Genomic DNA, 15,879 nt, shown 5'->3' on the forward strand with positions numbered 1-15,879 from the left:
AGATATAGGCGCAACCAGTCGACAACAAGTGCTGGATTTAGGCATTGATATCGGTTCGCCAATAATATACAAACCTAAATTCCAAAAATTACAAGGTACAAGGATACTTGCAAGCTTTGCAGATAACCGCACAGGTTGCACAGCTTTACTTACACTGTCACATTTTCTTTATGGCAAGAAATCTAAAAGTACGGTTTATTTAGTAGGAACTATTCAAGAGGAATTTAACCTTCGCGGGGCTATGATGGCTGCACGAACAATCAAGCCAGATATTGCTATTTGTATAGATGGTGGCGCATGTGGCGATACTCCAGACTTGCAAGGAAGCAGCCATGTTCAAATGGGTGATGGACCAATCCTTACTATGTATAACTTTCATGGACGTGGAACACTAAATGGAACAATCCCTCATCCTGCAATGCTTCATATTATGGAGGAGAGTGCGAACAAAGCAAAAATAAAATTTCAGCGTAGCGTTATGATGGGAGGCCTTACTGATGCAGCTTATCTGCAGTTAGAAGGAATGGGTATCAAATGTGTAGATATTGGCTGCGCCCGTAGGTATACTCATAGTCCTTGCGAAATTGTCGATATGAAGGACATTGAAATACTTACAAAATGGGTTATGGAGTTCTTGCAAGGTGATTATACAACTTATGATTTTGAAAGGGAGTAGATTAAGGAGGTGAAATGTATGGATAAAAAATATCTTTTGGGATTTGATTGTGGGACATATGAGTCTAAAGGAGTTATTTGTGATCACAATGGAAATATCCAAGCTACAGCAATCTCTAAACATGTACTAAAAGTTCCAAAGCCCGGGTATGCTGAACATGATCCTATTAATGATTGGTGGTTTGATTTCAAAAAGATTGTCAAGGAATTGTTAGATAAAAGTGGCATATCTCCAAATGAAATAGCTTGTATTGGCATCAGCACAATAATGGCAGCTATTACTCCAGTAGATGAAAACTGTAATCCTCTGAGGAACGCCATACTGTACGGTATTGATACAAGGTGTAAAAAGCAAGCTGAAGAACTTAATGAGCAGATAGGCAATGAAAAAATGATTAAGATAAGCGGTGCCAATTGTAATGTAGAATCCTTTGGCCCAAAGATAAAATGGATAAGAGATAATGAACCTGAAATATATGAAAAAACAAGACATTTTACAATAGCCTCAGGATTTTTAACAGCAAAACTAACCGGGAGATTTTGTGTAGATAAATATTCAGCAATGCGTGCACAACCAATGCTTGATTATAAATCAATGACATGGAACGATGAACTTTGCGAATATGTATGCCCTAAAGAAATGCTACCTGAAATAGTAAATACTACTGATATAATTGGTACAGTTACAAAACATGCTAGTGAAGAAACAGGTCTTGCTGAAGGAACACCTGTGATAGCGGGTACTACCGATGCTGGAGCTGAGGCAGTAAGCGTTGGCGTTGTAGAACCCGGGGATACTATGCTTATGTATGGGTCTACTGCATTTATGATTCACCTTACAGATACATTTCTCGAAAATACTGGTTTATGGTCAGGCCATTATGTTTTAAAGGATATTTTTACAATTACCTCAGGTATGGCAACGACCGGTTCTCTTACGCGCTGGATTAGAGATAATTTTGCCAAAGATTTACTAAAAAGAGAAGAAAATGGGGAAGGGAATGCATATACTGCACTTTTTTCTGAGGCTGAAAATATACCAGCGGGATCAAATGGAATAATTGTTTTACCATATTTCTCAGGAGAGCGCATGCCAATTCAAGATCCTCTAGCAAAAGGTGTGTTTTTTGGTCTTAATCTCAGCCATACAAGAGGTCATGTTGTAAAAGCGGCTCTTGAGGGAATTGGCTATGGAATTTGTCAAAATTTAGATATGATCCGAAAAGCCGGTGTTGAGCTTAATAATATAATGGCTGTTGGAGGAGGAACTAAGTCGAGATTATGGGTTCAGACAGTTAGTGATATCTGTGGGATTAGACAAACCGTACCAAAGGTTACTATAGGTGCTTCATACGGAGATGCTATTTTAGCCGGGCTTGGAGTCGGAATCATTAAATCTCCAAAAGATGTTAAGAAATGGATAGAGGTGGACTACGTTACAGAGCCAAACTCAGATCATCGTGAAGTTTATGAAAAATATAAAAAATACTATGCTGAACTGTATCAATCGACAAAAAATATAATGCATGTGTTATGAAAAAAGGGTGATAAATAATGAGACTTGAAAAACTGCTAATGGAAACTGCGCTCATTCCGTCGCTATCAGGTTATGAGCAAAAGATGGCTCAATATATGAAAAAGAAGTTTGAGGAGAATAATCTCCCTGTAAAAATAGATGTTTTTGGAAATTGTATTGCAAAAGTAGAGGGCAAAAACCCCGGCGCCCCTTCAGTGATGGTTTTTGGGCATATGGATCAGCTTGGATTTATGGTTCGATATATTGAACCCGATGGATTTATAAGACTGGAGCGTGTAGGAGGTATACCAGAAAAAGTTTTGCCAGCATTAGACGTACAGATTCAAAATCGCAAAGGTGAGATGATAGATGGAGTTATAGGTGTCAAATCACATCATGCAACCCCGGCAGAAGAAAAGTATATCGTAGAAAAATATACATCTCTTTTTGTTGATATAGGAGCCACAAATCGTGAACAGGTTGAAAAGATGGGGATAACAATAGGATGTCCTGTGGTATATGCACCAAAATTTAAAAAATTAGCAGGAACCGTTGTATCAGGTACTTCTCTTGACAACAGAATAGCATGTGCTATTGTTACGGAATTAGCTTACCGCTTTAGAGAATATAAGCCCGAAAACACTGTTTATTTAGTGGGTACAGTGCAGGAGGAATTCAATCTAAGAGGAGCTATGGTTGCAGCAAGAACTATAAAACCAGATATGGCTATTTGTATAGATATAGCCTTGGAGGGTAAAACCCCTGACATGAAAGGTATGAATAATGTTGCTATGGGGAATGGACCAGTCTTAAGTCTCTATAATTTTCACGGACGTGGAACACTTAATGGAACTATTCCACATCCTGAAATGGTGCGGGTATTTGAACAGACAGCACAGAGAACAGGAATTAATTTACAACGCTTAGCGTTGATAGGTTCTCTGACCGATATGGCATATCTCCAATTTGAGGGAAAAGGAGTTCGTGGAGTTGATATAGGTGTACCCTGCAGGTATACGCATACTCCTGTTGAGACCTGTGATATGAAAGACCTTGAGTCAACTACGCAGCTGATTTTTGAAGCAATAAATAATTTAAATAGTTTACAATTATAATTGTTAAGGAGTTGTTTTAATCATGCAATGGATAAAAGAAATCTACAAAACAGAGAAACCTATAATAGCAATGTGTCATCTACAGGCTATGCCCGGAGACCCTTACTATGATAGTAATAGTGGGATGAAGGGAGTGCTAGATAAAGCAAGACATGACCTTCTAGCACTCCAAAAAGGTGGCGTTGATGCAATCATATTCTCAAATGAATTTAGCTTACCATATCTTACAAAAGTAAAAACAGAGACTATTGTTTGCATGGGAAGAATAATAGGAGAATTAATGGACGAAATATCGGTTCCATTTGGAGTCAATGTGCTCTGGGATCCGGCAGGCACTCTAGATTTAGCTGTTGCTACAGGAGCAAAATTTGTTCGAGAAATATTTAGCGGAGTTTATGCCAGCGACTTTGGTCTTTGGAATACAAATTTTGGTGAAGTAGCTAGACATCGAAAAAGAATTGGTGCTGATGATGTAAAACTACTTTTCAATATAGTTCCAGAAGCAGCAAAGTATCTTGCTGAGCGTGACATTCAGCAAATTGCCAAGACAACTATATTCAATTGCCGGCCTGATGCCCTGTGCGTTTCAGGACTTACGGCTGGCGCCGAAACAGATTCTGAAATTCTTAAAAAAGTTAAAGATGTGTCAGAAGATACACCTGTTTTTGCAAACACAGGCTGCCGATTAAATAACATAGAAAAGCAGCTTTCGGTAGCTGATGGAGCAATTGTTGGAACAACCTTTAAAGTTGATGGCAAATTTGAAAATCCTGTTGATGTCAACCGTGTTAAGGAATTTATGGATGTAGTTAAAAACTATAGAAAAAATCTCAATTAATATTGATGTCAGCGGACAGCATTTGCAAATTTGCGAATGCTGTCCGAGTATCGTTTTATATATAAGAATTGTTGGGGAGGAGAATTACCGTGAGCATTTTTGAGGTAATAATGCTCGTTTGCTTTGGGATGGCATGGCCTATGAATATTTATAAATCACTTACTACTAAATCAGTAGAAGGTAAAAGTTGTTTATTTTTATACGCAATCGCTATCGGATATTTATCTGGTATTATTCATAAAATTGTTTATAGCCGTGATATTGTTCTAGTTTTATATGTAATAAATCTTATTATGGTTTCTACAGATATTTTCTTATATCATAGAAATGTTAGGTTAATGCGTCAAAACAGATAAATACCAATACCTTTATACTTTAATTTTCTCACTTGAACTTAAAAACAGTATAGAATATAATCTAAATAATATTATAAAATAGATTAACTTGAAAATAAATTTTTAATTCTAGTACAAAACATTAAACTATTTAAAGATAAATTAAAAGGATGAGTTTATGGTGTTTGCTTTCGAGCGTCAGGAACAAATTCTCAATTATGTTAATCAAGAGAAAAAAGCTAGCGTAAAAAATTTAAGCAAGCGCTTTAAAGTTTCAGAAGTAACTATCAGAAGAGATTTAGAAGAATTAGCTAACAAAGGTTTAATAATAAAAATTCACGGTGGAGCTTTAACTATAAATCACAATTTTTCTAATGAAATACCTTATAAGGCAAAATTTAGCTTGAATGTTGAGGCGAAAAAGAAGATAGGAAAAGCTGCGGCTAAAATTATTGAAGATAATGATGTTGTAATTTTTGATGCGGGTTCTACTACAGTTGAGGTAGCTGCACATTTATGCGATGTAAAAAATGTAACTGCTATAACTAATGATATAAATGTAGCTATGGTGTTAGCTAATAATCCGAACATTTCTTTAATTGTCACAGGTGGAATACTTCAAAAATCAGTATATACATTAACCGGACCTACTGCCGAAGATTTTCTTTCTACGGTTCATGTTAATAAAACTTTTCTTGGCGCTGATGCAATAAGTATCGATTATGGCATTACTAATAGAACAATGCTTGAAATTCCTATAAAAAAAGCCATGATAAAAGCGGCAGAGGAAGTTATAGTAGTTGCAGACTATAGTAAGATAAATAAAAAAGTGTTTGCACATGTGTGCGATCTAAAGGAAATAGATAAAATTGTCATTGATAAGATAGATATGGACATGGAAAAAGCTTTTGAAGAAATAGGTATACAATTAATAATTGCAGATAAAAACCTGTAATTGATATCTGATTATAATGTAAAAACTATCTTTTCCTAAATTCATATTCAATATAAGGCGTACTTTCCTTATTATATTATACTCAGGAACAAAATGTTGGCATTAGCAGCATTTTTAGTTAAGAATTGACTTTTTACCATAGGGTCATACTTTTGCAATAAGAGATAAATATTGTATCAAAGCAAAGCATTAGTTAATACAGGATAGCAAATAGTGTTAACTGATGCTTTCTTTTTATGTTTCAAAAACATATCTCATTAATGTTACAAAATGGTTACAGTATCATAATACCTTATCTTATATCGATGGCAACATTAATATTTTAGATTGATGGTGAAAAAGCAGGGTTTTTTAATGAAAAAAAGAGGACAAATATAGGTAGTTGTAGAATACTAATGCAGATTAAGCTTTAATGGAGGGGAAAATTTATGAGCGGTAGAAAAATAAAAAAAGTATCTATAGTATTTTTTGCAATAATTCTGCTTACAGCATTCGGTTTGACTCAGGCTATGGCTGCCAGTTTTACGGATATAACCGCTGCAAAATACGATTGGGCGCGACCATATATAGAGAAAATGAATCTTTTGGGAGTCGTAAAAGGCATGACAGAAACTACCTACGGCCCTGATAATTCTGTAACAAGAGAGCAACTGATTACCATGCTGGTAAGACTTATGGGGTGGGAAAGCCAAGCAACTGGCAAAAGCCTGCCTTCAACTTTTCCCAAAGCAAATTCAGTAGCACCCTGGGCACGAGGATATGTGGCATTGGCTGTAGAAAAAGGTATTGTATCCGGTGAAGACCTGGAAAACTTCAGACCGGCAGATGCGGCTACTAGGTCAGAGGTTGCTGTTTTTGCGGTAAAAGCCATAGGCCTTGGCCAGGAAGCCGAAAGTCGCAAAACTTTTAATGCATCTTTATCCTTTACCGATGGATATTTGATTGAATTGAAGGCTAGGCCATATATAGAAATAGCTGTTGAAAAGGGAATCATGAAAGGATTTCCGGATGGCAGTTTTAAACCCAATGAAAAGGTTACTAGGGCTCAAATAGCTACAGTACTTCATAATGTAACGAAACTTGCAAAAGCCAATAGTAACATGGTGAAAGGCATAGTAAAGAATGTAGATTCAACATTATTGCCTTCGATTGATGCGAAATTAGATGATGGCAGTTCTAAAACCTACATTGTGAATACTTACAGTACTTTAATATATAAAGAAGATGCAGATGGTAATTTAACCAGTGCCCAGCTAAAAGATATAAAACCTGGTGATACTGTCAACATAATAGCTAGCGGAAATACAGCACAATATGTAGAGATTGCTTATGGTAAACAAGCTACCGTTGTTGAGGATGAAAATGAAGATAAAGATAAGGATAAGGATAAAGATAAGCTCATAAAAGGAATAATCCGAGGAGTTAACATATCGGCGAATGTTCTTACTATTGAAAACAAGGATAATGATAAATATGAAAGCTATAATATAGCATCAGATGCAAAAATAAGACGCGATGGCACAACTTCCGACATCTATAAACTAATGATAGGTGATACTGCTACTGTTACCGTGACAGACGGCAAAATAGTAAGAATAGAAGCTGAAACTGCTACTAAAGAAATTACAGGAGTAATAACGGATATTACATTTGCTGCCAAAAACCCCACAATTACAATTGAAGGCGAGAATGGCAGAGAAAATGACTACGAATTAGGTAAAAATGTAACAATACGCAAAAATAACAGAAGTGCAGATATCAGTGACCTCAAAATTGGCGATGAGGTAAAGTTAACCTTAGAATATGGTGTAGGTACAAGGGTTGTTGCTACAAGCACAAAGCAGGATATAAGTGGAACAGTAAAGGCAGTAACACTTGCTGATATCAATACTATTACCGTGGTAGACGACAAAGGCAGGGAACATGTAATTAAAATAACTCGAGATACGGAAATTACAAAAGATAGAAAGCAAATAGATGTAACGGATATTAGGCCTAATTACTATGTGGATATAGAAGCTGAAAATGATGAGGCCATAAGCATAGATGTAACTGTCCGAAATGTTAAAGAAACAATAAGAGGTACTGTAGTGAATATAAATGAACAGGTTAAAGTTATAGTAATCAATATAAAAAATGATGATGGCACAAAAAGCACACAACATGTGTATTATACCAGCGATACCATATTATACAAGGAAAATCGAGAGGTTAGGATAAGTAGGATTGCTGAAGGTGATGAAGTTATCTGTATAGGCGGTTATGAGGGAGGACTGTTTTTTGCCGATACGATTCACGATATCACTATTTCTGATTAGTATGTGAAAGCAGATTAGATATTAATAAAAATACATTTAGGAACTGGTAATAATGAAAAAAAGGTTATGTTTACTAATAATAATTTTTATAGTTTGTTTTACAGGCCTAGCCAAAGGGCAAGGCCTTAATTTTAATGTAAATATCGGAATGAGCGAAGCCCTTATGTCAATTAAAGCAGATGAATTTAGAAAGCATTATAGCGTTGACGGTAATGGTATAAAAGTAGCAGTGATTGACACAGGTGTTGATGTAAGTCATCCCGACTTGCAAAAAACTCCGAACGGCAGTATTAAAGTTATTGACTATATTGATTTAACAGATGAAGGATATGTCGATACGAAAGCTACGGTTATTCCTGAGAAAAATCTGGTAAATATTGAAGAACAAAAATACAATGTCAAGGGCATACGGTCAATGAGCGGCTCGTTTCATATAGGTGTTTTCAAAGAACAACAACTAGACAAAAATAGCCCTATTTGCCAGGATGTAAATCGTAATGGTAAAAATGATGATGTTTTTGGGATTTTAGTAACTGACTCACTTTTACCAAAAATCTATGACACTGTCTATGTGGACACCAATCAAAACTTTGACTTTACTGACGAAACACCACTAAGGGTTTATTCGGCAAGTCATAGATGGGCTAACTTTGGCAGGGACAATCCGGCAACTGATTATGTTGAAGAATCGTCTTTTGTTATTACAAATGTTGATAGAAACGGCAGCTTTGTAAAACTGGGTTTTGACGGCAATGGTCACGGTACTCACGTAACTGGAATCATAGGAGCTAACGGCAATCTTGTGGGAACGGCACCTGGAGCTCAGATAATGGCAATAAAGGCTATAGGATCATCAGGGGATGGTAATTGGGAAGATATTTTTAAGGCCATTGAATATGCCGTCAAACAAGGCGCGGATGTAATAAATGTCAGCATCGGTAATCTTGCGTTATCTAAGGAAGGCCATAAAACTCAACTAGAGCTTTTAGAAAAATTATCGCTTGAAAGCAATGCGATTATTGTTATTGCTGCAGGGAACAGTGGTCCGGGCCTGGCTACGGCTTATGATGTAGATGGTTCTGATAATATAATTACTGTTGGGGCGTATATGTCCCCTAGACTTTGGGACATCAACTATAATGTAAAAATAACTGATGAAACACTTTGGTATTACACCGGTGTGGGTCATAGTTCCTCAAGACCGACAGTGGTTGCGCCGTCTAGTGTAATTTCAACCGTTAATCGGTGGGACAGCGGTGGCTATTTTCTAATGGACGGTACTAGTATGGCGGCACCGTTTGTTTCAGGTAGCTGCGCACTACTACTGGAGCAAGCTAAAAAAGAAGGTCTAGATGTTTCTACTGCAAACTTTAAAAAGTCTATAGAAGCTGGGGCACGAAAAATAGAGGGTTATCTTGAAATTGAACAAGGGAATGGTCTTATAAATGTCGTAAAAAGCTGGGATATATTAAAACACGGTACAAGTGAGTTATTCAGCTTACCGCAGATAGCCATAAATTTAACAGATTCATCGGAAGATATAGATGGTGTTACTTTCCGCGACCAATTAAAAGCACACCTAAAGCTGCTGCTTACCAATATGTCTCCTGGTTCGCAGGTAATAAGGCTGGAATCTGATCAAAAATGGTTAAGCATTGATGAAAATAAAAATGAAATTGTACTACCGCAAGGGAAACCACAAAGCATGATGCTTTCGTACAGGTTTCCCCAACAACCTGGCCTATATACTGCCCAAACTACAGGCTATAATATAGAAAGCGGTAAAGCCGTAATGAATTTCTTAACGACTGCGGCTGTGCCCTATGATTTGTCAAAGACCTGCAATATATCTATAAATGGAGAACTTTTGCCATCTCATTGGAAACGTTATTTTTTCAAAACAGTTCCAGGGATGTCGGAGATAGATTTAACCTTAACTGTTCTTGGGAAAAACAACTCCATGGGGCGAGCTCTGATATATGTTTATGACCCAGAAGGTCATAAAGTATATGAAGATGTGGCAGGGGCAGATTATATATCCACAAAGAAAAGCAGTTGTTTTAAAACAGCTAAACCAAAGCCCGGCATATGGGAAGTCGTAGTGGTTTCAGATTATAATTTGTCAGATTTTGGGGCAGATACAACATATTATCGATTATCGGCTGAGGCTTTTGGGATTTTTACGGATATAAAGGAATTGTCATTTGCTGTAAAAAAGGGTGAAAGTTACATTTCCCGGGAAATTATGTTGAAAAATGGAGCTAAGGTTTTTGACGGTCGCTTAGAGGGTGTGGGTTTGGCTGAGAAAAATGAAGGAATTTCCTCAACAAAGGTAAAAGTAAAAGACGGTGAGTTTACAAAGGGTCCGATTATTAAAGTACCGAAAAATACAATGGACTTAAATATCAATTTAATTCCCCAAAATAATCAAAAAGGCGACATGGATTTATATCTTTATAAAAAGAATACCGCCGGTTTATATGAAGAAGTTGCGCTTTCTGCAAAGATTGATGTTCTGCAAGAAAACATACATTTGACAAACCCTGAGCCGGGAGAATATATAGTATATATAGATGGATTTTCTATCCCGGAAGGAACGGCAGATATTGAGGTCAAAACTCAAATTTTAACAGATAAAATGAACGTATATATACAAGATATCTATGGAAAGTTAAATCCTAATCATCAATGGAATGCCGGGTTGTTTGTTAATATTCCGACTACAGGTTCCGAGTTTATCGGGTATATTGCTGTGGAAAACGCAAATGGTAATGAAATTTCACATATACCACTTAGATTTGTAGTCGGCAAAAAAATGCTAGAAATAGAAATCATCTCCAATAAATATATTTTAGTAAAAGAGAAGGATACAGGTAACCCGATTAATACCAATATTATGGTAAATGGCATCGAATATCTTGTGATAGATGGAAAAGCCTCTATACCAGTTGATACTGTTATAGAAACCATTGAAATTTACGATGAACGTTATGCACCACTGGTATTTAGAAATAATTATTAGAAGTATAAAGTGAAATATTTATTATATGATAAAGAAGGAAATCGATGTTTCATATAGAATAAAATAATTATAACAATTTAAATTCCTGTCAATGCAACTGAGAAGTTAGAGAAGAAGAAACTTTGATTTAGGTGGATGCATTTTTTAGGTAGGGGAATTCCATGCAAAGTTATAAAGTACTGATTGTAGATGATGAGTATTGGGTTAAAATAATGTTGCAGGAAGTACTTATAAATTCTGGGTTTACAGTCTTTACAGCATCAGACCATGTAGAAGCCGTTGAAGTTGTTAAAAATGACCAACCTGATATTGTTATACTGGATGTTAACCTTCTGGACATTGATGGCATTAGCCTTTTATCAAGACTTAAATCAATAAAATCTGATATAAAAGCAGTATTCATTTCAGGTTCTTCAGATGCGGGCTGCATAGAAATGGCTAAAGCACATGGCGCTCTTGGTTTTTTCATTAAGCCCTTTGATATTTTAGAATTTGCAACCTTCTTAATAGAAATATCAACATCAGGCATGACTTCGAGAGGAGAAGGTAAATGGGAGATGAACGGCGGCACAGTGCAATGAATTCTTCAAAATTGGGTAAGTGTAATTGCGATTATTTTACTCAAAACACTTACACTATCAGACAGGATCCTCCGTTATATGTTAGGGAAGGCAGCCATCGAATCCTGATTGGATATGAGGATGATGAAGCGAGTAGTAATGCTTATGCATATGATGTAGATTTTTCAGTTATAGAAGATGCGACAGGTATATTAGGGTGTTTTGCAACATATGAAGAGGCAATGGAAGCGAAACTACAAGAATTACAAAAGAAAAAAGCACAAAATGAAAGCATAATAGCAGAAAAGCAAATGGCAGCAAGTTATATCCATGAGATTAAAAACCCTATTTTCTCCATAAGGGGATTTTTACAAATTCTACACCAAAGCTTTAACGAAGATGATAAAAGAAAAGAATATGTTAATATAATAATAAGTGAATTGGACCGGATGAATAGCCTAATAAACGAATTTCTATCAAAATATAAGGACGATTCTCTTGTTAAGGGTGAAGGCGAAGATGGTACTTCAGTTCAAAAGACAATAGAGGAAGTTGTGGCATTTTTCCAATACGGTTTTAAACTTAAAAATATAACTTGTAAATGTGATTTTAGTAATGATGAACTTATTGTTATGGTTGATAAAGAACAGCTAATACAAATACTTATCAATCTTATCCAAAACTCCATTGAAGCTATGAAAACCGGAGCAAATTTAAGCATTAAAGCATATGCAAAAGATAAAACAATGTGTATAGTTGAAATAAAAGATGAAGGTATTGGAATAAGGCAGGATGACATTAATAAAGTCTTCAATCCTTTCTTTAGTACAAAAGAAAACGGAACCGGTTTAGGTCTATACATTACTAAGAAGATTATAAATAATTATGGGGGCAGCATATATTTAGAATCAACTGAGGGAAAAGGAACTACTTTTTATCTTGAATTTCCTCTGATAAGCTGCTAAACATACCCAAAATAAATCGGTGGTGCAAATGATAGATGCAAGGTTTTTTATAGCCCTATATAAAAGCAATAATAATATGGACATTATACCTATAAGCCTCTTTCGTAAGTATGATCAGAAGCCATTAATTGTATATCATAATAAAAAAGAGGTGATAATAGAGCTATATTGCGATGAGTGTAAAGAATATAATAAATCAAGCCTTACTCTAAAATCCTTAAAGAGGCCCGGAGGTCATCGCTTATACTGCTATGGATGCGGCCGTGAATTAGCTTATCTTGGCTCAAAAACCGATGTAGAAGCGATGGTCGCAAAACATCAGCGTGAGGTGGAATTGCTGATGCATGAGATGGGTTTTGACGACTATTTTACAGATCCTTTTATAATGTATGAACTGATAAACCATATACACGATATGGCTGAAAGCAAGAAAATACGTTGTCAATGCGGAAGCCGGGATGTGGCTGCAAATATTGGTGCCGACAAAATAGAACTTATATGTAAGAATTGTGGAAGTGTTTATCTGGTAAATGCAGCAAATCAAAAGGATTTAGAAATGATTAGAAAAATGCATTCTATTATTATAAAATCCAAATCCTGCCGCAAGCTTACTAAATATTGACGCTATGATGCATAAATGGTATAATAACTAACAAAAGGCAAATCCTCCTCGGTGTATCTTATAAAAAGGGCCCTGTGAGGGCTCTTTTTTAAGCCTGATTTATCTGTGATTTTTCAGCAAAAAAGGAATATTTTTTCTCATCATTGGGTATAATTTTTCAGAAGTATCTTCTTCCATTTATTTCCTATCCATCAAATACTTTCATTGTCTCTTATTTTTTCAGAGAAAATATTTAGAAATATCAGTATGATAGTTTCCCAAATAGAGCAATAATATAGTAATAATTTTACAATTTGTATAGACATTTTTAAAGAAAATCTAAGGAGTGAAGCCTTGCTTATTACAGAACTGGAAAAAAAGACAATAGCGCAGCTACATGAAATTGCTAAAGAAAAGAAAATACCAGGGTACTACAAATATCGAAAACGCGAGCTTATTATTAAAATAATGGAAGCAGCTAATGAACATGGGGATGCGGTGGCAGAAGGAGTACTGGAAGTTTTGCCTGATGGCTACGGCTTTTTAAGAATCGAGAACTATTTGCCGTCAGATGAGGATATATACATATCACCATCGCAAATACGTCGATTTCATTTGAGAACCGGTGATATGATTGCCGGAAATGTAAGACCTCCCAAGGAAGGCGAGAAGTATCGAGCAGTGCTTCAGATTTCTGCAGTGAACGGTTTAGATCCGGAACACGCAGTTTGCCGATATCACTTTGATTCGCTGACTCCAATCTTTCCAAACTCCCGCTTTATACTGGAACATGATCCTCAAGAGCTTTCTACGCGCATTATCGATATTATTGCTCCAATAGGAAAGGGCCAGAGAGCACTAATTGTATCTCCGCCAAAAGCAGGCAAAACCATGATGCTTAAGAATATAGCTAACAGCCTTACACAGAATCACCCAGAAGTTCAACTTATAGTGCTTTTGATTGATGAAAGACCTGAAGAAGTAACGGATATTAGACGCTCTGTAGAAGGTGAAGTGGTAAGTTCTACATTTGACGAACTGCCTGAAAATCATTTAAGGGTTGCCGATATGGTATTGGAAAGGGCACAGCGCTTGGTGGAGAGCAGAAAAGATGTGGTTATCCTTCTAGACAGTATAACTCGCTTAGCTAGAGCCAATAACTTAGTGGTACCTCCCACAGGCAGGACTCTTTCCGGCGGTCTTGACCCCAGTGCGCTTCATAAACCAAAACGCTTTTTCGGCTCCGCCAGGAATATTGAAGAAGGCGGCAGCTTGACAATTATAGCTACAGCATTAGTAGAAACGGGAAGCCGAATGGATGATGTGATTTATGAAGAATTTAAAGGAACAGGAAATATGGAGATACACCTTGACAGAAAACTGGCAGAGCGCAGGATATATCCTGCGATTGACATAAAAAAGTCCGGTACGCGCAGGGAAGAGTTATTGTTGTCAAAGGAAGAATTAGAAGCTACATGGGTCTTGAGAAAAGCCTTAGCTTCTGTGGACAATGTAGAGGCCACATCTATTATCATAAATAAATTAAGAAAAACAAAAACAAATAGAGAGTTTTATGAAAGCCTGGCAACATTTGTTAATGAAATGCAAAATAACAAAGGGATATATTAGCTTAAATACTATTACTTGATATACCCTTTTGATTTGAGCTTTGCGATGTGCTGTTCCAGCTTCTCTTTAAGGTTAACATCATAATTTTCTTCAAGGACGAACATCATTGAAACGGCTACTTGAGCCACATCTAATAGTTCCTGTGCCATCTTGTCAACTACTTTTTCTTCATCCATCCATACGGTCTCCCCGCTCTTACCACGAAACTTTCCTATGGCTTGAGCAAGTTCCCCGGCTTCTTCCATCAGCTTTAAAGCGGTTGATTCAAGAGTCGGAGTAAGACCGTTAAGCTTAGGCAAGCTGATTACTTTATAATCATGATTTTCTGACGGCATCATTCTATATCACCTCACTAGAATTCTGTAAAAGAGTATCATCGGGTTTAATCCATCGAGAAGCAAGAAATGTAAACAATGCGGCTACTACTAATCTTGTAACAAAAAGCAAAAGACCGTTTACACCAAATGCCATGAAAATGGCTGTATCTTCAAAAACAGCGTGAGCGGCCACTAGAAAATATGTTAATAGATAAAGATCGCGGCGGGTAAGCTGGTCTTCCTTTGCCGATTGGAAAATAATACCTGCACCATACGACAATCCAATGACTATACCGATAACTAAGGGGAAACCTGCTTCTTTTTTCATGCCATATATTTTAACTAATGGAGAAAAGAGTTGAGCTATTTTATCAAGCACACCCATATCTTTTAAGATTTCCATGACTAACATCAGAGGAATTACTATAAAGGCTATTTGTTTAACTGAGTTAAAGCTACCAATAAAAGCTTCTTTAAAAATAATAAACATAATTCACCTCCAATAATTCTATAACAATATGTTGAAAACCAGCCCTGAAACTACAGCTAAGGCTACTCTTACTGCTATTACTTTGACGGCGGAGAGGCCTATTTTTTTTGCTAAAGCAGTTTCAACAAGAAGACTATGGCAAAATGAGAGCATTATCGCTAGGATGGATATCTCTTTTATAGAAAGTGTAAGAGAAGCCATGGCTCCAACGGCAGCATATAAGTTTACGGCATTACCCATAACCAAAACTATCGCTGCCTCTCCTGGCAAACCGAATAAATTCATAATAGGTGCAAAAAGATTCGAAATCCAGCTGATAATCGGGGTATATTTTAGGAATGTGACTATAAAATAAATAGGAACCAAAATTTTAGAAAGTTCCCAAGTTATATTAAGCCCTGACATAATGCCCCGTTTTAATGTGCTCGTTGAAAAACCCTTATTAATATCCTGCAAAAAAAGTTCCTCCAATCCGTATATCCTATTAAATAATTATAACATGGAAGCACCAAAGCGAAAAGTGAATATTTAGGGATGGTTCCT

At 36.3% G+C, this 15,879-nt stretch carries 15 protein-coding genes; 12 read left to right on the plus strand and 3 right to left on the minus strand.

The genetic code is table 11. The annotated features are described in order from the left end of the window. From BUC45_RS01870 to rho, 12 genes are all read left to right on the plus strand, one after another. On the plus strand, window positions 1-676 hold a 676-nt coding region (locus BUC45_RS01870; RefSeq protein ID WP_296969916.1), incomplete at its 5' end, for a M20/M25/M40 family metallo-hydrolase. Between the two features lie 18 nt (window positions 677-694). Then, complete coding sequence (locus BUC45_RS01875; protein ID WP_296969918.1) at window positions 695-2,212, plus strand: FGGY-family carbohydrate kinase; 1,518 nt, start codon at window positions 695-697, stop codon at window positions 2,210-2,212. 17 nt (window positions 2,213-2,229) lie between these two features. Then, window positions 2,230-3,306, plus strand: a complete 1,077-nt coding sequence (locus BUC45_RS01880) for a M20/M25/M40 family metallo-hydrolase (RefSeq protein WP_296969920.1) — start codon at window positions 2,230-2,232, stop codon at window positions 3,304-3,306. Window positions 3,307-3,328: 22 nt separating this feature from the next. Continuing rightward, the gene (locus BUC45_RS01885) at window positions 3,329-4,144 is read left to right on the plus strand and encodes a BtpA/SgcQ family protein (protein ID WP_296969922.1); all 816 of its coding nucleotides are present in this window, start codon (window positions 3,329-3,331) and stop codon (window positions 4,142-4,144) included. 89 nt (window positions 4,145-4,233) lie between these two features. Beyond that, on the plus strand, window positions 4,234-4,500 hold the full coding sequence (locus BUC45_RS01890) for a hypothetical protein (protein ID WP_296969924.1): 267 nt from the start codon (window positions 4,234-4,236) through the stop codon (window positions 4,498-4,500). Between the two features lie 157 nt (window positions 4,501-4,657). Then, a complete protein-coding gene (locus BUC45_RS01895; protein ID WP_296969926.1) occupies window positions 4,658-5,434 on the plus strand; it encodes a DeoR/GlpR family DNA-binding transcription regulator in 777 nt (258 codons plus the stop codon). A gap of 428 nt (window positions 5,435-5,862) precedes the next feature. Beyond that, window positions 5,863-7,752: an S-layer homology domain-containing protein gene (locus BUC45_RS01900; RefSeq protein ID WP_296969928.1), complete on the plus strand. Its 1,890-nt coding sequence runs from the start codon at window positions 5,863-5,865 to the stop codon at window positions 7,750-7,752. A 148-nt stretch (window positions 7,753-7,900) separates the two neighbouring features. Further along, window positions 7,901-10,774, plus strand: coding sequence for a S8 family serine peptidase (locus BUC45_RS01905; protein ID WP_296969930.1), 2,874 nt, complete (start codon window positions 7,901-7,903; stop codon window positions 10,772-10,774). A gap of 161 nt (window positions 10,775-10,935) precedes the next feature. Next, window positions 10,936-11,355 (plus strand): response regulator, encoded by a 420-nt coding sequence (locus BUC45_RS01910; protein WP_296969932.1) that lies wholly within the window; start codon window positions 10,936-10,938, stop codon window positions 11,353-11,355. Next, entirely contained in the window at window positions 11,325-12,299 is a 975-nt protein-coding gene (locus BUC45_RS01915) for a HAMP domain-containing sensor histidine kinase (RefSeq protein WP_296969933.1), read from the plus strand. Before BUC45_RS01910 ends, BUC45_RS01915 begins: the two co-directional genes overlap by 31 nt. A 28-nt stretch (window positions 12,300-12,327) precedes the next feature. Continuing rightward, window positions 12,328-12,921, plus strand: a complete 594-nt coding sequence (locus BUC45_RS01920) for a hypothetical protein (protein ID WP_213975155.1) — start codon at window positions 12,328-12,330, stop codon at window positions 12,919-12,921. Window positions 12,922-13,254: 333 nt separating this feature from the next. Further along, window positions 13,255-14,529, plus strand: coding sequence for a transcription termination factor Rho (gene rho / locus BUC45_RS01925; RefSeq protein WP_296969935.1), 1,275 nt, complete (start codon window positions 13,255-13,257; stop codon window positions 14,527-14,529). 11 nt (window positions 14,530-14,540) lie between these two features. Here rho and BUC45_RS01930 read toward each other — a convergent pair whose 3' ends face one another. From BUC45_RS01930 to BUC45_RS01940, 3 genes are read right to left on the minus strand one after another with little or no spacing between them, the layout of a single operon-like run. Beyond that, the gene (locus BUC45_RS01930) at window positions 14,541-14,867 is read right to left on the minus strand and encodes a MazG-like family protein (RefSeq protein WP_213975157.1); all 327 of its coding nucleotides are present in this window, start codon (window positions 14,865-14,867) and stop codon (window positions 14,541-14,543) included. A gap of 1 nt (window position 14,868) precedes the next feature. Next, window positions 14,869-15,336: a nucleoside recognition domain-containing protein gene (locus BUC45_RS01935; protein ID WP_213975158.1), complete on the minus strand. Its 468-nt coding sequence runs from the start codon at window positions 15,334-15,336 to the stop codon at window positions 14,869-14,871. Between the two features lie 18 nt (window positions 15,337-15,354). Then, window positions 15,355-15,792: a nucleoside recognition domain-containing protein gene (locus BUC45_RS01940; protein WP_213975159.1), complete on the minus strand. Its 438-nt coding sequence runs from the start codon at window positions 15,790-15,792 to the stop codon at window positions 15,355-15,357. Window positions 15,793-15,879 lie beyond the last annotated feature (87 nt).

This window comes from Tepidanaerobacter sp. EBM-38 (assembly GCA_001896545.1).
Classification (GTDB): domain Bacteria; phylum Bacillota; class Thermosediminibacteria; order Thermosediminibacterales; family Tepidanaerobacteraceae; genus Tepidanaerobacter.